General features: G+C 73.7%; 14 protein-coding genes. 8 read left to right on the top strand and 6 right to left on the bottom strand.

Going from position 1 to position 17445, the window contains the following annotated elements:
* The first annotated feature begins 31 nt into the window (after nucleotides 1-31).
* Entirely contained in the window at nucleotides 32-1039 is a 1008-nt protein-coding gene (locus tag OIE75_RS09845) for an SCO2102 family sporulation regulator (RefSeq protein WP_329470375.1), read from the top strand.
* Between the two features lie 36 nt (nucleotides 1040-1075).
* On the opposite strand, the gene OIE75_RS09840 is transcribed toward OIE75_RS09845, so the two are convergent.
* A complete protein-coding gene (locus OIE75_RS09840) occupies nucleotides 1076-2575 on the bottom strand; it encodes a phytoene desaturase family protein (protein ID WP_329470374.1) in 1500 nt (499 codons plus the stop codon).
* 447 nt (nucleotides 2576-3022) lie between these two features.
* Complete coding sequence (locus OIE75_RS09835) at nucleotides 3023-3652, bottom strand: TetR/AcrR family transcriptional regulator (RefSeq protein WP_329470373.1); 630 nt, start codon at nucleotides 3650-3652, stop codon at nucleotides 3023-3025.
* A gap of 184 nt (nucleotides 3653-3836) precedes the next feature.
* On the opposite strand from OIE75_RS09835, the gene OIE75_RS09830 reads away from it, so the two are divergent.
* The 3 genes from OIE75_RS09830 (at nucleotide 3837) to OIE75_RS09820 (ending at nucleotide 6025) form a co-directional block, all read left to right on the top strand.
* Complete coding sequence (locus OIE75_RS09830) at nucleotides 3837-4385, top strand: SAV_6107 family HEPN domain-containing protein (RefSeq protein ID WP_329470371.1); 549 nt, start codon at nucleotides 3837-3839, stop codon at nucleotides 4383-4385.
* 153 nt (nucleotides 4386-4538) lie between these two features.
* Nucleotides 4539-5342: a methyltransferase gene (locus OIE75_RS09825; protein WP_329470370.1), complete on the top strand. Its 804-nt coding sequence runs from the start codon at nucleotides 4539-4541 to the stop codon at nucleotides 5340-5342.
* 278 nt (nucleotides 5343-5620) lie between these two features.
* The gene (locus OIE75_RS09820) at nucleotides 5621-6025 is read left to right on the top strand and encodes a spore wall synthesis complex protein (protein ID WP_064727439.1); all 405 of its coding nucleotides are present in this window, start codon (nucleotides 5621-5623) and stop codon (nucleotides 6023-6025) included.
* A 154-nt stretch (nucleotides 6026-6179) separates the two neighbouring features.
* On the opposite strand, the gene OIE75_RS09815 is transcribed toward OIE75_RS09820, so the two are convergent.
* From OIE75_RS09815 to OIE75_RS09800, 4 genes are all read right to left on the bottom strand, one after another.
* Nucleotides 6180-8570, bottom strand: coding sequence for a transglutaminase TgpA family protein (locus OIE75_RS09815; protein WP_329470366.1), 2391 nt, complete (start codon nucleotides 8568-8570; stop codon nucleotides 6180-6182).
* Complete coding sequence (locus tag OIE75_RS09810) at nucleotides 8567-9931, bottom strand: DUF58 domain-containing protein (RefSeq protein ID WP_329470364.1); 1365 nt, start codon at nucleotides 9929-9931, stop codon at nucleotides 8567-8569. Before OIE75_RS09810 ends, OIE75_RS09815 begins: the two co-directional genes overlap by 4 nt.
* Nucleotides 9931-11004, bottom strand: coding sequence for an AAA family ATPase (locus OIE75_RS09805; RefSeq protein WP_373462944.1), 1074 nt, complete (start codon nucleotides 11002-11004; stop codon nucleotides 9931-9933). Before OIE75_RS09805 ends, OIE75_RS09810 begins: the two co-directional genes overlap by 1 nt.
* A 230-nt stretch (nucleotides 11005-11234) precedes the next feature.
* On the bottom strand, nucleotides 11235-11756 hold the full coding sequence (locus OIE75_RS09800) for a beta-class carbonic anhydrase (RefSeq protein WP_122614942.1): 522 nt from the start codon (nucleotides 11754-11756) through the stop codon (nucleotides 11235-11237).
* A gap of 431 nt (nucleotides 11757-12187) precedes the next feature.
* Here OIE75_RS09800 and rsmH point away from each other — a divergent pair, with 431 nt between their 5' ends.
* The 4 genes from rsmH (at nucleotide 12188) to OIE75_RS09780 (ending at nucleotide 17437) form a co-directional block, all read left to right on the top strand.
* Complete coding sequence (gene rsmH / locus OIE75_RS09795) at nucleotides 12188-13144, top strand: 16S rRNA (cytosine(1402)-N(4))-methyltransferase RsmH (RefSeq protein WP_307011408.1); 957 nt, start codon at nucleotides 12188-12190, stop codon at nucleotides 13142-13144.
* 61 nt (nucleotides 13145-13205) lie between these two features.
* Nucleotides 13206-13757, top strand: coding sequence for a septum formation initiator family protein (locus OIE75_RS09790; RefSeq protein ID WP_307011407.1), 552 nt, complete (start codon nucleotides 13206-13208; stop codon nucleotides 13755-13757).
* A complete protein-coding gene (locus OIE75_RS09785) occupies nucleotides 13754-15721 on the top strand; it encodes a peptidoglycan D,D-transpeptidase FtsI family protein (protein ID WP_329470361.1) in 1968 nt (655 codons plus the stop codon). The genes OIE75_RS09790 and OIE75_RS09785 overlap by 4 nt, the downstream gene beginning before the upstream one ends.
* A gap of 195 nt (nucleotides 15722-15916) precedes the next feature.
* The gene (locus OIE75_RS09780) at nucleotides 15917-17437 is read left to right on the top strand and encodes a UDP-N-acetylmuramoyl-L-alanyl-D-glutamate--2,6-diaminopimelate ligase (RefSeq protein ID WP_329470359.1); all 1521 of its coding nucleotides are present in this window, start codon (nucleotides 15917-15919) and stop codon (nucleotides 17435-17437) included.
* Nucleotides 17438-17445 lie beyond the last annotated feature (8 nt).

The following is a 17445-nucleotide window of genomic DNA, read 5'->3' as shown; positions in this document are numbered from 1 at the left end:
CTGCGTAACGGCCACTGGGAGAGGGGCGTACATGGGCTGGACGGTCCTCTACATCGCGTTCGGCGTGGTTGCGCTGTGGTTGCTCGGTGAGGTGCTGCTGCAGTACAAGGCGCGGCTGCGCTGGCGACTGCTCGCCTTCGGCGGCTTCGTCGGCGTGGTCGCCGGCGTGCTGATGTCCAATGTGCTCGTCATCGGACTGGGTGCCGCCGCCTTCGCGGTCGGCCAGACCTACGTCACGCTGTCGTTCCGCCGCGGCTTCGAGGCCGGCTGGGCGGTCAACGCCCCGGCGAGCCTCGTCGGCAAGCGCGGCCGTCCCGAACGCGGCCGCCAGGAGCCGACGCTGGAGGTCTCCGGTCTGGAACCGGCCGACGCCGGCCAGGGCCACCGGGACGGCTACGACGACCACGCCGGCCACGCCCCGTCCCAGGACGGCCTGTCCTACGGTCACGACGACTACGACCGCGACGACGTCTTCACTCCGGCCCGGCCCGGCGCCCCCACGGCCGCCGAGACCACCGCCGTCTACGAGCCGCAGCCGATGCCGGACGACACCGGCTCCTACGGCGTCTACGCCGACTCCGGCTACGGCCACGACCAGCAGGCACCGGCCGCCGCCGCACCGGGCGCCGACCAGGCCTACGCCTACGACTACTCGGGCTACGGGCAGCAGGGGTACGGCTACGACACCGGCGCCCAGCAGCAGTACGCCGCCTACTCCGACCCGTACATCGGCACCCACGCCTACGGCGGGGCCTCCTACGACACCGGCGGCTACGACACCACCGGGGCGCAGCAGCAGTACGGCCAGCAGGGCTACGGGCAGGACCAGTACGCCACCGGCACGCACGGCGGCTACGGCGGCGAGACCCCGGCCGGCGGGGTGTGGGTGCCGCAGCAGCGCAGCACCGACGACCCCTACGGCGGCGAACTCCCGCCGGAGCAGCAGTACCCCTACCAGGACAACGGCCAGACCCAGGGTCAGAGCCAGGGGCAGGGCCAGGGACAGGGCCAGGGATACGACGAGCAGTACCGCTTCTGACGGCCCCTCCGGCGTCCGGCGACCGTCCCCGGTCGCTCACTGGGAGCCGCGGAACTCCGGTCCCTCCACCACGAGTCCGGCGACCAGCGCGCCCGACATGCCCGCGTGCGGGAGGCCCCCGCCGGGGTGCGACCAGCCGCCGACCGTGAACAGGCCCGCCACGCGCGTGTTGTTCGCGGCGTGCAGCAGCCGTCCGCCGGCCGCCGCCAGCGTCGGCACCGGAATCGCCCCGCCCGCCACGCCGGTGGCCGCGGCGATGTCGGCCGGAGTGCGCACCTCGCGCCACAGGAGGCGGTCGCGGAGCCCGGGTATCGCCCGCTCGGCGGCATCGACGAGGCGTTCGGCCCCGTCCTCGGCGTCCACTCTCCGGCCCGCGGGCACCACCGAACTGAGAGTGACCGCCTCGTGGTCCCCGTCCGGCACCAGCGCCGGGTCGTCGGGCCGCAGGACGGTGACGGTCGCCCGCGCGGGCATGCGCGGCTCCGGGCCGAACAGCGCGTCCAACTCGCCGTCCCCGTCCGGCGCGTGCACCACCGTCCGGTGTGCCGCGCCCTCGTCACGCCCACCCCGCAGCGCCAGATGCACCGTCAGCCGGCTCGCCCCGCCGCGCTGTGGCGGGACTTCGCCCGCACCCCGCACCGTCGACCCGCCGCACAGCCGGTCCAGCACGTCCGGCGCCACCCCGGCGACCACGAACTCGGCCTCCGCCAGGCCCCCTTCGGCCAGCTCCACGCCCGCCACCCGGCCGTCCTTCTCGACCACTTCGGTGACCTCGGTGTCGAAGCGGAACTCGACCCGGCGGGCCAGACACCGCTCGTACACGGCGCGCGCCAGCTCCCGCAGGCCGCCACCGCGCACGTACCACATCCCGAACGCGTACTCCATGTACGGCAGCACGGCGGTGTTCGCCGGGGCGGTCCGGGGATCCAGGCCGTACGCCAGCGCGTGGCTGCCCAGGAGGGCGGCGAGCCGGGCGTCCCGCAGCTCCCAGGCACCCACCTCGGCGAGCGTGCCGGCGCGGCGGGTGCGCAGCAGCCGCTTGTGCGGGACCGACGGGTAGGGGTCGCGTTCGGCCAGCACCTCCCAGTTCGGCCACAGGGGCTCCTCCAGGAGCGGGCGGCGCGTCCGGTCCCAGGCCTCGCGGGCCCGCACGAGGAAGTCGCTCCAGCGCCGCCCGGCCGTCGGACCGAGAGCCGCGTCCAGGGCGTCGACCACGCCGGCCCGGGAGGCGTTCGGCAGCGCGACCTCCGTGCCGTCCGCGAACACGTGCCGTGACGACGGGTCGACCTGGACCAGCTCGACACAGTCCTCCAGCGGCTCCTTGCCGGTCTTGACGAACAGATCGCGCCAGACCGCGGGCAGCGGCAGCAGACCGGGGCCGGTGTCGAAGGAGAACCCGTCCCGCTCGAAGCGGCCGAGGGCTCCGCCGTACGTCCCCGTCCGCTCGTACACCACCACCCGGTGGCCCGCGACGGCCAGCCGGGCGGCGGCCGCCATCGCGCCCATCCCGGCGCCGATCACCGCAATCCGTGCCATGCCAGGGACTCTATCCGCCCCCACCGACAGTCCTCCTCCGGCCTGCTCCCGCCTCGTGCGAGTACCTCGACGGACGCCCGGGTGACCAGTGGACAGGGCGCTGCCGTGAGCCGGGGTGCGCAGGACTGAGTACCCGTACCTAGCCGCGTAGATGAGTATGCGCGCGGATGGGCCCCGACCTGCTGGAACGAGAGAGTGGAGGCACGGAGAGGGGCGCGGCTCCGGTACCGGCGACACGGGGTGCCGGAACGGAGCCGGGCCCGCGATCCGCTCCTTCCGCCGACTGCGGTCGGCGGGAGCGAGGCACGGGGGAACCCGGGGGAACGACCGGCCACGGGGGTTCCGGACGGGGGGACGTAGGGGGAGCAGGAGAAGGCGCCGGTCCGACGGCGGCCCGCGGGGGACGCGGCCACCACGGGCCGGCGTTCTTCGTGTGCGGGCGGCGGCTCAGGGGCGGCCGCTCACCCGCCCGTGGAGCAGCCGCGACAGCGCGGCGTGCACGTCGTCCAGGGAGCGCTCCGGCTGGAACGACTGCCAGTCCAGCGCGGCCACCAGCACCATGCCCACCAGCGCGGCGGCGGTCAGCGGCACGTCGATGCCGTCGCTGAACTCCCCGCTCGCCACGCCCTCGCGCAGCACGCCCTCCACCACCGCCACGGCCTCCTGCCGGACCACCAGCAGAGTCGACTGCCAGGCTCGGTTGGTGCGCCACAGCTCGGCCACGTACAGCTGGGTGAAGGCCGGGTAGCGGTCGATGAACACGAGCCCCGCGCGGATCATCGCGTCCAGGGCGTCGACCCGGCCGCGGCCCTCCCGCGCCGTCCGCTCCGCCGCCTCCCGCAGCGAGGCGGTGAGCAGTCCGACGCCGTGCCGCAGCAGCTCCTCGAAGAGGACGGCCTTGCTGGCGAAGTTGTAGTAGACCGTGCCCTTCGCGACGCCGGCCCGCTCGGCGATCTCGTCCACGGTGGTGGCGGAGAAACCCTGCTCGGCGATGAGGGTGACGGCCGCCTCGTACAGCTTCTGCCGGGTGGCCTCGCGACGGCTGCTGCCCGGCGCGGCGGTGCTGCTGCTTTCCATGGTCCAGATTCTCACAGCACCGCTCGCGCCGCGGTCACCGCAGGGCCCGCCCACCGGCCCACCCGAACGCTCGCTCGAATCAAAAGTCCAGGTCAGAACGGATTGTCAGTGCCATACCTCACGATGGGCACATACGGCACCTCCTGCCAGGACGTGCCGTCCAGGAGACGACAGGAGGATCGTCATGGCCCACTCGTTCGCAGCCGCCTCCCGGCGGCGCCGCGCAGCCGGCCCTGCACCCTCACTGACCGGCCCGGCGAGCGACGTGCACCCGGTGCTCCGCCGGGCGACCGCCCCGCCCGCCGCCCTCGACCTCCTCGCCCAGGCCCGCGCCGGCCTGGAGGAGGCCACCACCCTCGCGACGCCGAACGAGCGTTACGCGACGGCCCACCTCGCCGCCCTGCGCACCGCGGCCGCGGTCCTCGCCGCGCGGGGCCGCCCCGAGACCACCCCGCGGGGCCGCGCCCGCATCCGCAGCGCCTGGGAGGTGCTCCCCGAGATAGCGCCCGAGCTGTCCGACTGGAGCGCCCTGTTCGCCGCGGGCGCCCGGCGCCGGGCCCGGGCCGAGGCGGGCATCCAGGGTGCGGCGGGCCGCCGGGACGCCGACGACCTGATACGCGACGTGGCGATGTTCCTGCGCCTCGTGGAGCGGATGCTGGTACTCCAGCCGGTCCTGCCCCAGCCCCGCCCCGACACGGACCAGCCGGATCCCGACCTGCCGGACACGGGATGAGCAGCGCGGGGCGCCGGGCGCCACCTTGTGGGCGCGGCGGAGGCAATAGGGTGGGAGGCGCCTGAAGCCTCCCCCTTCCCACGCCGGGCGGGGGCGGCAGCCCGTTCGCTCCGCCCGAGTCCGAGGCGGTGCCGCGCCGAGGAGTCGACTGCCGTGCCGGACCCGAGCCCGAACCCCGCGTCGCCGCGCTCCGAGCCCTCGCGCTCCCGGGCGGCCCTGCGCACCGCCGTGGTCTGGGACGTCCTCCAGGACGCCCTGGACCGCCGGGTGAAGGCCACGGGCCGCCAAGCGCTGGACGTCCTCGACACCGGCGGCGGCAGCGGCAACTTCGCGGTGCCGGTGGCCCGCCTCGGCCACCGCGTCACCGTCGTCGACCCGAGCCCCAACGCCCTGTTCGCCCTGGAGCGCCGCGCCGCCGAGGCCGACGTCGCCGACCGCGTGCGAGGCGTCCAGGGGGACGCCCACGGCCTCTTCGACGTGGTCGAGCGCGGCGGCTACGACGTGGTGCTGTGCCACGGCGTCCTGGAGTACGTGGACGACCCCGCCGAGGGCGTCCGCAACGTGGTCGCCGCCCTGCGCGCCGAGGGCGTCCTCAGCCTGCTCGCCGCGGGCCTGGGCGGCGCCGTGCTCGCGCGCGCCCTCGCCGGGCACTTCACGGAGGCCCGGCAGGCCCTGGACGACCCGAACGGCCGCTGGGGCGCGGGTGACCCCGTGCCCCGCCGGTTCACCGCCGAACAGCTCACCGGGCTGGTCGAGGCCGCGGGGCTGCGGATCGGCGCGGTCCACGGTGTACGGGTCTTCGCCGACCTCGTTCCCGGCGTGCTGGTGGACACCGAGCCCGGCGCCATGGACGCCCTGTTGAAGCTGGAGGCCGCGGCGGCCGAACTCGCCGCCTTCCATTCTGTGGCCACGCAGCTTCATGTGCTCGGTGAGACCGCAGGGACCGACGAGACCTGAGCAACCCGGTGGGGTACGCCGCTGATCAGGGGCGCGACTGCACATGGAGTACGCCACAGGCCCCCCGAACGGGGGCCACTCGCCGTATGATCGAGGGAGACGGCCCGGCATGACGGGTCGGCCGCTGGGGAATGGGAACTTCAGCGAGCCGGCACGGCCATGACGGAGTCCGGTTGGCCAATTGGCGCAGAGGGGCGGGTTTCACGGGGGCGATTCCCTGCCTATCCTGAAGGGACCCCCCCGGGTCGCCCCGGCGACTGCACGATGAGGAGGACTCCGTGCCGCTCTCGGAGCACGAGCAGCGCATGCTCGAGCAAATGGAGCGAGCGCTGTACGCCGAAGATCCCAAGTTCGCGACAGCGCTCGAGGGAAGCGGGCTGCGTACGTACACCCGGCGACGGGTCTACCAGGCGGTCGCGGGCTTCCTCGTAGGTATTGCGCTCCTCATGGCCGGTATGGTCGCCCAGCAGGTGTGGCTCAGCGTGGTGGGCTTCCTGGTGATGCTGGGTTGCGCCGTGCTCGCCGTGACCGGCTGGCGCAAGGCCCCCAAGCCGGGCGAGCAGCCGGCTGCCGGTGCCGGACCACAGACCGCGGGCCGCCAGCAACGCCAGAAACGCTCGATGATGGACCGCATCGACGAACGCTGGCAGCGCCGCAGGGATGAGCAGCAGGGCGGCCAGTAGCGCGCCCGGGCAACCGCTCACCAGGACATCCGCGTGAGGGGGTGACCACCGACCGGGTGGTCACCCCCTCACGTGTCCCTACGCGCGCTCACGTGTCCCTACGCGCGGCCGGCGGGTCTCCCCGCACGGCCCGTGCCACCCCGGCGCCTCTCCCTCAGCCCTGCTGCCCCGTCGTCTTCCGCAGGGCCGGCCGCGCCGCCGCGGCCCGCCGCTTCAGAGCCGTCCACCGGTCCGAGAGCGCCCAGGCCACCCGTACGGTCGAACGCGGGGCGATCCGTGCGCGCAGCCGCGTGCGGCGGCCGACCGCCGCCCGCAGACCGGCCGTCGCGAGCCTGACGTCCTCGGCGAGCCCCGCCGTCAGGCGCGGTCGCGGCGCGTAGAGGACCTGCTCCACCGCGTCCGCGACCCGGTGCACCGCCGCAGCGGCCGTCGGATCGAGCCGGCCCAGCCGGACGATCCGGGCCGCCGCCTTGCGGGGCGTCTGCGCCTCCTCCGGCGGGATCCCGTGGTCCCACGCCGTATCGGCCAGCTCCTGCCAGACCGCCAGGGTGTGCGGACCCGCGTCCGCCTCGGCGCGGCCGTGCGCCCCCAGCCGCCTGGCCCGGGTACGCAGGCGCCACAGCATCGGCGACAGCGGGATCAGCAGCACCAGGAGACCCGCCAGCGCCCAGGCCGGCGCCTCGTACCACTTCGGGCCGCCGTCGTCCGAGACGGGCACGGGCAGCGCGGACTCGGTGTCGCAGGCGTCCAGCTTCTTGTCCTGCGCCGAGCAGCTCTCGCTCGTCGACGGCGCCGCGGACGGCTCCGTCTCGCTGTCCTGCGACGGAAGGGCCGGGTCCGGCACCGAACTGCCCGGCGTGTCCGGCACGGTGTACGCCGGGGTCGAGCCACGCGTCGGCGTCGGCTCGAAGCGGGTCCAGCCCACGCCCTCGAAGTACACCTCGGGCCAGGCGTGCGCGTCCCGCAGCCCCACCGACACCGAACCGTCCGCCTGCGGGGAGCCCGGCGCGAAGCCCACCGCGACCCTGGCCGGAATGCCCAGGGACCGGGCCATCGCCGCCATGGCGAAGGAGAAGTGGACGCAGAAGCCCTCCTTGTCCCTCAGGAAACGGGCGATCGCCTCCGAGCCACTGCCGACGCTGACCTCGGTGTCGTACTCGAAACCGCCGTTGACCGCGAAGTACTCCTGGAGCTTGACCGCCTGCTCGTAGGGGTTCGCCGCGCCGGCGGTGACCTCGCGGGCGGTCCTGGAGACCAGGTCGGGCAGCGAGTCCGGCAACTGCGTGTACTCGCGCTTCAGCGCGGTCGACGGCGACGGCGCGGCGGCGAGCTGCTCCGCCGTCGGCTGCACGTTCAGGCTCCGCACCTCGTACTTCAGCCCGCGGGTGTTCTGGCCGTGGTCGCCGACCAGGGTCATGCCGACCGGTTCGTACCGCCAGTTCCCCGCGACGCGCACGCCGGTGGGCGGGTACGGCATCGGCAGCCAGTCCTGCGCGTACCAGTCCGCGGCCGAGATGAAGGTCCGGGTCTCGCTGCGCCGGACGTCGGGGCCCAGGCCGACGGGGGTGGGGAACGAGCCGTCCGGTACGGCGGTGATCTGCCGCTTGGACGGCTTCCAGGTGGTGCCGTCGAAGTCGTCCAGGGACACGATGCGCAGGTAGAGGTCCGACAGGTTGTTCGAGTCCGTCTGGACGGAGAGGACCTGCCGGTTCTCGTCGACGTTGAGACTGTCCCGCAGGGAGACCAGCGGGTTCACCGCCGAGATCGTGCCGCCGCCCCCGGTCCCGGAACCGACGCCCGTCCGGGCGCTGTCCAGCAGCCCGCCGTTCATCGCGGGCAGGGCGAGCGGCACCACCAGGGCGACGCCCAGCGCGAACGCGCCGATCCGCCGTCCGGTGCGGACCGGGGCGACCGCGCCGCCCTGCTCGGCGCCCGGAGCGCGCGCCGCACCGCCGAAGACCCGGCCCCACTGCGAGAGCCGGTCCCGCCCCTCCGCCAGCAGCAACGTCAGATAGCCGACCGCCGCCACCAGGAACCACAGCCAGTCGGCGCCGCCCTCGGACAGCCCCGCGGCCACCGAATACAGCGCGAGCAGCGGCAGGCCGGCCGGCGCGGCGCTGCGGAAGGTCACCGCGAGGGTGTCCACCAGCAGCCCGATCACCAGGACACCGCCGACCAGCATCAGCCGGATGCCGTCGGACTCCAACGGCGCCGGGATGGCGTACCGGGCGATGTCGTCGCCGCCCTGTTGCAGCAGGTCGCCGAAGCGCTGGATGGCCTGCGGGCCGGGGATCAGCCCCGCGAACGCCTGCTGCCGGGCGAAGACCAGGGTCAGGAGCAGCAGCGTGACCAGGGCCTGCACGGCGATGGTCAGCGGGCGCGCCAGCGGCACCCGTCGCGCCACCGCACCCACCGCGGCCTGCACCGCCAGCAGCACCGCGGCCTGCAGGATCCAGGTCGCCGGTTCGACCAGCGGCAGCAGCGCGCACGCCGCCATCAGGGTGGCAGCCCACGCGCACACCGCCAGCCGCGCCCGCCCGCTCATCGCGTCCCCTCCCCGCCGGCCGCCGCCGCGACGGCGGTGCGTTCCCGGTCCGCCAGACGCCACAGCTCCTCCAGGGTGGCGCCGTACGGAACGCTCACGGCGGTCCAGCCGGCCTCCCGCAGCATCCGCAGCCGCTCCTCGCTCCCGTCCGACGGACCGGGCACGTCGGCCGGTCCCCGCGCCCAGGCCCCGCTGTCCAGGACGAAGGCGACCGCGCCGCCGCTGCGCTGCCGCATCCTGGCGGCCACCGTGGCCTGCTCCTCGTCGAGGTCGCCGAAGAACGCCACCAGCAGCCCTTCGTTCCCGCCACGCAGCAGGTCGTAGGCGGGGGACAGGCTCGTGCCGTCGGAGTGGTCGATCACCGCGAGGGTGTCCATCATCAGCCCGGCCGCGTCGGCCGTGCCCTGGCTCGCGCCCGCGAAGCCGTCGGAGCCCTCGCCCGGCACCGAGTTGCCGGTGTCGGTGAGCAGCCGGACGGAGAAGCCCCGCTCCAGCATGTGCACCAGCACGGAGGCCGCGCCCGACACCGCCCATTCGAAGGGCGAGTCGGGGCCCGCGCCCTCGTAGGCCAGGCCCCGGGTGTCCAGCAGCACCGTGCAGCGGGCGCGCTGCGGCTGCTCCTCGCGGCGCACCATCAGTTCGCCGTAGCGCGCGGTGGAGCGCCAGTGCACGCGGCGCAGGTCGTCGCCGTAGCGGTACCCGCGCGGGATCACGTCGTCGTCGCCCGCCAGCGCGAGCGTGCGCTGCCGTCCCTCGCCGTACCCCTTCGCCTCGCCGCTGAGCCGCACCGGCGGCAGCGCCTCCACGCGCGGGATCACGGTCAGGGTGTCGTACGTGGAGAAGGACCGGGTCAGCTCGCACAGTCCGAACGGGTCGGTCAGCCGCAGTTGCAGCGGGCCCAGCGGATAGCGGCCGCGCAGGTCGGAGCGGACCCGGTAGGAAACCTCGCGGCGACCGCCCGGCTCCACCCGGTCGAGCACGAAGCGGGGCCGGGGGCCCAGCACGTAAGGCACCCGGTCCTGGAGCATCAGCAGTCCCGTGGGCATCCGCGAGACGTTGTCGACGCGCAGGTGCACCCGGGCCTCGCTGCCCGCGGGCACCCGCTCGGGGGAGAGCCGGCGGCTGCCCGCCACCCGGTAGCGCGTGCGGTACAGCACGGTCGCGCAGACCAGGGGCAGGACACTCAGCAGCAGCCCGACCCGCAGCAGGTCGCTCTGGCCGAGGACGTAGGCGCAGACCGCGGCGGCGAGTCCGGCGGCCAGGAAGGAGCGGCCGCGGGTGGTCAGACCGGTCAGGGCGGTGCGGATCCCGCCGCTCTCGCCCCGGTCGTCGTGCGACCGGTCCGTCCCCCCGGCGTCCATCAGAGCCTCCGCGGCGGCTGCTGGGGGTACGCCGGTGCGCCGCGGCTCATGCCGAAGCCGGTCTGCTGCTGGGGCGCCGCGGGCACCGGGGTGCGCTGGAGGATCTCCTGGACGACCTGCTCGGCGCTGCGGCGGTTGAGCTGGGCCTGGGCGGTCGGCAGCAGGCGGTGGGCCAGGACCGCGACCGCGAGGGCCTGCACGTCGTCCGGCAGCGCGTAATCCCGGCCGCTCAGGGCGGCGGAAGCCTTCGCCGCGCGCAGCAGATGCAGCGTGGCGCGCGGCGAGGCGCCGAGTCTGAGATCGGGGTGGTTCCGGGTGGCCGCGACCAGGTCCACGGCGTACCTGCGGACCGGCTCCGCGACGTGGACGCCGCGGACGGCCTCGATCAGCTTGAGGATCTCGTCGGCGTGCGCCACCGGCTGGAGGTCGTCCAGCGGGTTCACTCCGCCGTGCACGTCGAGCATCTCCAGCTCGGCCTCCGGGCTGGGATAGCCGATGGAGACCCGGGCCATGAAGCGGTCGCGCTGGGCCTCGGGCAGCGGGTAGGTGCCCTCCATCTCGACCGGGTTCTGCGTGGCCACCACCATGAAGGGGCTGGGCAGCTCGTAGGTCTGGCCGTCGATGGTGACCTGGCGCTCCTCCATCGACTCCAGGAGCGCCGACTGCGTCTTCGGCGAGGCGCGGTTGATCTCGTCACCGATCACCACCTGCGCGAAGATCGCGCCGGGCTTGAACTCGAAGTCCCGCCGCTGCTGGTCCCAGATGGAGACTCCGGTGATGTCGGAGGGCAGCAGGTCCGGCGTGAACTGGATCCGGCGCACTGAGCAGTCGATGGACCGCGCCAGCGCCTTGGCCAGCATGGTCTTGCCGACTCCCGGGACGTCCTCGATCAGCAGGTGCCCCTCGGCGAGCAGCACGGTCAGTGAGAGCCGCACGACCTCGGGCTTGCCCTCGATCACGTCCTCGACCGAACCACGCACCCGCTCGACGACAGCGGTCAGATCGTCTCCCACCCGCGCGTATGCCCGGTCGGGGCTGCCTCCATGGCTCGCCTGATCGTCAAAGGTCGTCACCCGGCCCTCCTCGGCCTTTCCCCGCGCTTCCCGGGAAGCGGGGGTACCCCAACTTGCCGGGCCGGTCCCGCACCGCGCGGACCGGCCCACCCCGAATCACGGACACCGCGCGGAAAAAGTTCCGTGCGACACCGCTTCCCGCATTCTTGCCGCCGTTACCGATTCGTGTCACTCGCCTGTGGACAACTGGCCGCGCTATGTCATGCCTTGCGGCCTTTGCGGGGCTTGGATCAGGCGGGGGTGACCTCGCGCAGCAGTCCCGTCTTCACGTCGTAGACGAAACCACGTACGTCGTCGGTGTGCGGCAGGAACGGCGAGGTGCGCACCCGTTCGATCGACTGGCGCACGTCCTGGTCGACGTCCTGGAAGGACTCGACCGCCCAGACGGGACGCTGGCCGACCTCCAGCTCCAGCTCGTGCCGGAAGTCCTCGGTGAGGGTCTCCATGCCGCACGCCGTGTGGTGCACGAGGACCACGCCGGTGGTGCCGAGCGCCCGCTGGCTGATGGCGAGGGAACGGATCACGTCGTCGGTGACGGCGCCGCCGGCGTTGCGGATGACGTGGCAGTCGCCGTTGCGCAGGCCGAGCGCGGCGGTCACGTCCAGGCGCGCGTCCATGCAGGCCACGACGGCGGTGTGGAGTGCGGGGCGGCCCGCGAGTTCGGCGTCGGAGAACTCGGCGGCGTAGCGCGCGTTCGCCTCGACGAGCCGGTCGGTGGCGGAGCCTGCGGGAACCGATGCAGAAGTCGTCATAAGCATGACGTTACTGGTCACCGATGGGCCAGGCTCGCTGTGAAGAGGGACAAAGAACGTCAACGAGGCTTGTTGTGAGCCACTCCACAGACCCGTACGGGTGCCTCCGTGCGAGTGAAGTACCGGCCCGCGCCGATTCACGCGGTCCGGCGGCGTCCGCGACGCGCAGGCCGGTTGATTGACCGGGCGACAGGGTGGACTAAAGTGACGCGAAGCGGGAGGCGAGGCTCTCCCTGCTGGACTGAATTCCCCGGAGACCTGGGCGACGCCCCGCCAGTTCTCCCCACGTGCGCGGCGCGTACGTACGGCTCGGCCTCCTCCCGCTCCCGGCCGGCCGACGCCTCCGGCGCCGGCAGGGCTCCCCTTCACGAGCGAGCGGGAGGGGACCCGGCGGTGCGTGACGCCGCGCCGGACCTGAGAGGCCGCCCCACTTGAGCCAGAGTCGACACGTCCCGGTGATGCTCCAGCGGTGTCTGGACCTGCTGGCGCCCGCCCTGAAGGAGCCGGGGGCCGTGGTCGTCGACTGCACACTGGGACTCGGCGGGCACAGCGAGGCGCTGCTCGAACGCTTCCCGGAGGCCCGGCTCGTCGCGCTCGACCGGGACAAGGAGGCCCTGCGCCTGTCCGGCGAGCGGCTCGCCCCGTACGGCGACCGCGCCACCCTCGTGCACGCCGTCTACGACGAGCTGCCCGACGTACTCGACCGGCTCGGCTTCCCGCGCGTCCAGGGCGTCCTGTTCGACCTCGGCGTCTCCTCCATGCAACTCGACGAGGCGGACCGCGGCTTCGCCTACGCCCAGGACGCCCCGCTCGACATGCGCATGGACCAGACGTCCGGCATGAGCGCCGCCGAGGTCCTCAACACCTACCCGCCCGGCGAACTCGTCCGCATCCTGCGGGCGTACGGCGAGGAGAAGCAGGCCAAGCGGATCGTGTCCGCGGTCGTGCGCGAGCGCGAGAAGGAGCCGTTCACCAACAGCGCCCGGCTCGTGGAGCTGATCCGCGCCGCGCTCCCGCAGGCCGCCAAGCGCACCGGCGGCAACCCGGCCAAGCGCACCTTCCAGGCCCTGCGCATCGAGGTCAACGGCGAGCTGTCCGTCCTGGAGCGGGCGATCCCGGCCGCCGTAGAGGCGATCGCCGTCGGCGGGCGGATCGCGGTGCTCTCCTACCAGTCCCTGGAGGACCGGCTGGTCAAGCAGGTCTTCGCGGCCGGTGCGGCCAACACCGCGCCGCCCGGTCTGCCGGTGGTCCCCGAACGGTACGCGCCCCGGCTCAAGCTGCTCACGCGCGGTGCCGAACTTCCCACCGAGGAGGAGATCGCCGAGAACCGGCGGGCGGCTCCGGCGCGGCTGCGCGGCGCCGAGCGCATCAGGGAGTCCATCGGGTGAAGCGAGCGAGGCAGGCCAGGCACGGGGGCGGACGGCCCACCCGGGCCGAGGGGGAGGGCCAGTGAGCAGGAAACCCGAACTGAAGGGGCGGGCGGCCCGGCTGGCCCGGCTTCTCCCGCCCGGCGGCCGCGGCCAGGCGGCCCGGGCGCCCTTCGTCCTCCTCGTCGTCGTCCTCCTCGGCGGCGGCCTCATCGGGCTGCTGGTGCTGAACTCCGCCCTGAGCGAGGGCTCCTTCCAGCTGGACGACCTCAAACAGGAGACCAAGAGCCTCACCGACGAGGAACAGGCGCTCCAGCGGGACATCGACGCCTACTCCGCCCCCCGGGCCCTCCAGCGCCGCGCCCGCGAACTGGGCATGGTGCCCGGCGGCGACCCCGCCTTCCTCGGTCCCGACGGCACCGTCAAGGGCTCGCCCAGCGCCGCGCCGACCGGGACCACCCCGCTGGTCCTCGCCCCCGAGGCGCTGACCGCGCCGCCCGGCGGCGTGCCCACGGCCACCCCGTCGCCCGTCGGCACCCAGCCGCCCCCGGCCCCCTCCGCCACGCCCGCCACCCCCACCGCAGCGGCGACCTCCACCCCGAGCCCGACTCCGACCCCGACTCCCGGCAGGTGACGGAAGTGTCCGACAGGGAACCGCCGCGCCGCCGTGTGCCCGGACCCGCGAGGCCCGTCCGTCCCGGCGGACGGCGGCAGCCCGGTCCCGGCGCCCGGCCCGCCCGCCGCCCCGGCCCGCCCCGGCCCGCCGCGCCCCGCACCATCCGGCTGGGCAGCCCCCGGCCGCGGCTCAGGATGATCGGCCTCGCGCTGACCCTCGTGCTGGCCGCCTTCGTCGTACGGCTCCTCCAGGTGCAGGCCGTCGACGCCGGCACCTACTCCGCCAAGGCCGAGCAGAACCGCTACGTGGTCCACACCCTGCCCGCCGAGCGCGGCGGCATCACCGACCGCAACGGCGTCGCCCTCGCGACGACCGTGGACTCCTACGACATCACCGCCGACCCCACGTTGTTCACCCGCGAGGAGCTGAAGGTCGACGACGGGCCCGAGCAGGCGGCGGCGCTCCTGGCGCCCATCCTCGGCCAGGAGCAGGAGGACCTGGTCGAGCGGCTGCGCCCCGAGAACAAGGAACTGCGCTACGTCCGCCTCGCCCGGCGGCAGACCCCGCAGGTCTGGAACCAGATCAAGGACCTGAAGTCCGCGCTCACCACGAAGGCGGAGACGGACGAGTCCGTGGTCAACGTCCTCGCGGGCGTCCTCGCCGACCCCAGCAGCAAGCGCGTCTACCCGGGCGGCGACCTGGCCGCCGGCGTCCTGGGCTGGGTCGGCGCCGACGGCAAGGGCGGCGGGGGCCTGGAGCGGCAGCTGGACAAGACGCTGGCGGGCGAGGACGGCAAGATCCGCTACGCGCAGTCCGGCGGCCGCAAGGTCCCGACCGCCGGCTCCACCGAGACACCGGCCGTGCCCGGCAGCGACGTCGAGCTGACCATCGACCGCGACATCCAGTGGGCCGCGCAGGACGCCATCAGCGAGCAGGTGGAGAAGTCCAAGGCGGACGGCGGCTACGTCATCGTCCAGGACACCGCCACCGGCGAGATCCTCGCCATGGCCAACTCGCCGGCCTTCGACCCGGGCGACCTCGCCCACGCCGACCCGAACGCGCTGGGCAACGCCGCCCTCCAGGACGCCTTCGAACCCGGCTCCACCGCCAAGGTGATGTCGATGGCGGCCGTACTGGAGGAGGAGGCCGCCACCCCGGGCACCCACATCACCGTCCCCAACCGCCTCAAGCGCGGCGACCGGCTCTTCAAGGACGACATCGACCACCCGACCTGGTACCTCACGCTCAACGGCGTGCTCGCCAAGTCCAGCAACATCGGCACCATCATGGCCACCGGCGAGCTGGGCAAGACCCAGGCCGAGGCCAACAAGGTGCTCTACTCCTACCTGCGCAGGTTCGGCCTGGGCGGCTACACCGGCCTCGGCTTCCCCGGCGAGACCAAGGGCATCCTGGCGCCGCCCGGCCAGTGGTCGACCTCGCAGCAGTACACGATCCCTTTCGGCCAGGGCGTCTCCCTGAACGCGCTCCAGGCGGCCTCCGTGTACTCGACCATCGCCAACGGCGGCGTCCGCGTCGAGCCCACGCTCGTACGCGGCACCAAGGACGCCGACGGACGCTTCGCACCGTCCCCGGAGCCCGACAAGCGCCGTGTGATCAGCGAGAAGACCGCGAAGACCCTCTCGCAGATGCTGGAGTCCGTCGTCGACGACGAGGAGGGCACCGGCACCAAGGCCCGCATCCCCGGCTACCGCGTGGCGGGCAAGACCGGAACGGCCAACCGAGTGGATCCGGACACCGGCCAGTACCGGGGCTACACCTCGTCGTTCGCCGGGTTCGCACCCTCCGACAAACCCCGCGTCACCGTCTACTGCGCCATCCAGAACGCCACCGAGGGCAGCTACTTCGGCGGCCAGATCTGCGGACCCATCTACAAGCAGGTCATGGAGTTCGCCCTGAAGACCCTTCAGGTCCCCCCGACCGGGGCCGCCCCCGCGAGACTCCCGGTCACCTTCAAGCCCTGACCCCCATCGGGCCAGTACCGAGCCAGCGTCGATTCAGTACCGAGCCACCAGGAACCACCCGTGACAACGATCACCCCCGACCCCGGGAACCAGAGCAGCCCCGAGCCCTCACTTCGCCCGGAAGCCGGTACGCCCGGTACGCTCACCGCCGTGCCACACCCTGATCAGTCCCAAACCACCCAGAAGGGCCAACCCGTGACATACCCGGGACCGCCCCGGCCGGTGCGGATCTCCGCCACACCCCTCGCGGAACTCGCCGATCAGCTGGGTGTCGCCGCGCCGGACAGCACCGCCGGAGTCACGGGCATCACCCACGACTCCCGCGCCGTCCGCCCCGGTGACCTGTACGCCGCCCTGCCCGGTGCCCGCCTGCACGGCGCCGACTTCGCCACCCAGGCCGAGGGCCTCGGCGCCGTCGCCGTGCTGACCGACCCGTCCGGCGCCGAGCGCGTCGCCGCCGCCGGCCTGCCGGCGCTCGTCGTCGACGACCCGCGGGCGCGGATGGGGGAGCTGGCGGCCACGATCTACGGCCACCCCGGCCGCGACCTGCTCCAGATCGGCATCACCGGCACCTCCGGCAAGACCACCACCGCCTACCTCGTCGAGGGCGGTCTGCGCACGGCGAAGTCCACCGGGCTCATCGGCACGGTCGAGATGCGCATCGGCGACGAGCGCATCAAGTCCGAGCGCACCACGCCCGAGGCCACCGACCTCCAGGCCCTGTTCGCGGTGATGCGCGAGCGCGGCACCGAGGCGGTCGCCATGGAGGTCTCCAGTCACGCCCTGGTGCTCGGCCGCGTGGACGCCTGCGTCTTCGACATCGCGGTGTTCACCAACCTCAGCCCGGAGCACATGGAGTTCCACTCCGGCATGGAGGACTACTTCCAGGCCAAGGCGCAGCTGTTCACGCCGGAACGCAGCAAGCTCGGCGTGGTCAACGTGGACGACGAGTACGGGCGCCGCCTCGCGAACGAGGCCACCGTCCCGGTCGTCACCTACTCCGCCGAGGGCCACCCCGACGCGGACTGGCGCGCCGACGAGGTCGAGGTCGGCCCGCTGGACTCCACGTTCACCGTGCTCGGGCCCAAGGGTGAGCGCGTCACCGCCAAGTCGCCGCTGGCCGGACCGTTCAACGTGGCGAACACCCTCGCCGCGATCGTCGCCCTCGCCGCCGCGGGCCTGGAGCCGCAGACCGCCGCCGACGGCGTCGCCGCGGTGCCGGGCGTGCCGGGCCGCCTGGAGCGCGTGGACGAGGGCCAGCCGTACTTCGCGGTGGTCGACTACGCCCACAAGACCGACGCCGTCGAGTCGGTCCTGCGCGCCTTGCGCAAGGTGACCGGGGGCAAGCTGCACGCCGTGCTCGGCTGCGGCGGCGACCGGGACACCACCAAGCGCGAGCCGATGGGCGCCGCCGTGGCCCGGTTCGCCGACACGGCCGTACTGACCTCCGACAACCCCCGCTCCGAGGACCCCCTCGCGATCCTCGCCACCATGCTCCAGGGCGCGGCCTCCGTGCCCGCCCACGAGCGCGGCGAGGTGCAGGTCTTCGAGGACCGGGCCGCCGCGATCGCCGCCGCCGTCGCCAGGGCCGAGCCCGGCGACACGGTGCTGGTGGCGGGGAAGGGCCACGAGCAGGGCCAGGACATCGCCGGGGTGGTCCGTCCCTTCGACGACCGCCAGGTGCTGCGCGAAGCCATCAAGAAGACCCAGGGATGAGATCCCGA

It is taken from the genome of Streptomyces sp. NBC_01723, from assembly GCF_036246005.1.
Lineage (GTDB): Bacteria > Actinomycetota > Actinomycetes > Streptomycetales > Streptomycetaceae > Streptomyces.
Note: the sequence above shows the minus strand (reverse complement) of the source record. Positions and strands in the feature narration are given on the sequence as shown.

Excerpts from the sequence above, each read along its gene's own strand:
- OIE75_RS09845 (WP_329470375.1), top strand. The coding sequence starts at position 32 with ATGGGCTGGACGGTCCTCTACATCGCGTTCGGCGTGGTTGCGCTGTGG.
- OIE75_RS09840 (WP_329470374.1), bottom strand. The coding sequence starts at position 2,575 with ATGGCACGGATTGCGGTGATCGGCGCCGGGATGGGCGCGATGGCGGCC.
- OIE75_RS09835 (WP_329470373.1), bottom strand. The coding sequence starts at position 3,652 with ATGGAAAGCAGCAGCACCGCCGCGCCGGGCAGCAGCCGTCGCGAGGCC.
- OIE75_RS09830 (WP_329470371.1), top strand. The coding sequence starts at position 3,837 with ATGGCCCACTCGTTCGCAGCCGCCTCCCGGCGGCGCCGCGCAGCCGGC.
- OIE75_RS09815 (WP_329470366.1), bottom strand. The coding sequence starts at position 8,570 with ATGAGCGGGCGGGCGCGGCTGGCGGTGTGCGCGTGGGCTGCCACCCTG.
- OIE75_RS09810 (WP_329470364.1), bottom strand. The coding sequence starts at position 9,931 with ATGGACGCCGGGGGGACGGACCGGTCGCACGACGACCGGGGCGAGAGC.
- OIE75_RS09800 (WP_122614942.1), bottom strand. The coding sequence starts at position 11,756 with ATGACGACTTCTGCATCGGTTCCCGCAGGCTCCGCCACCGACCGGCTC.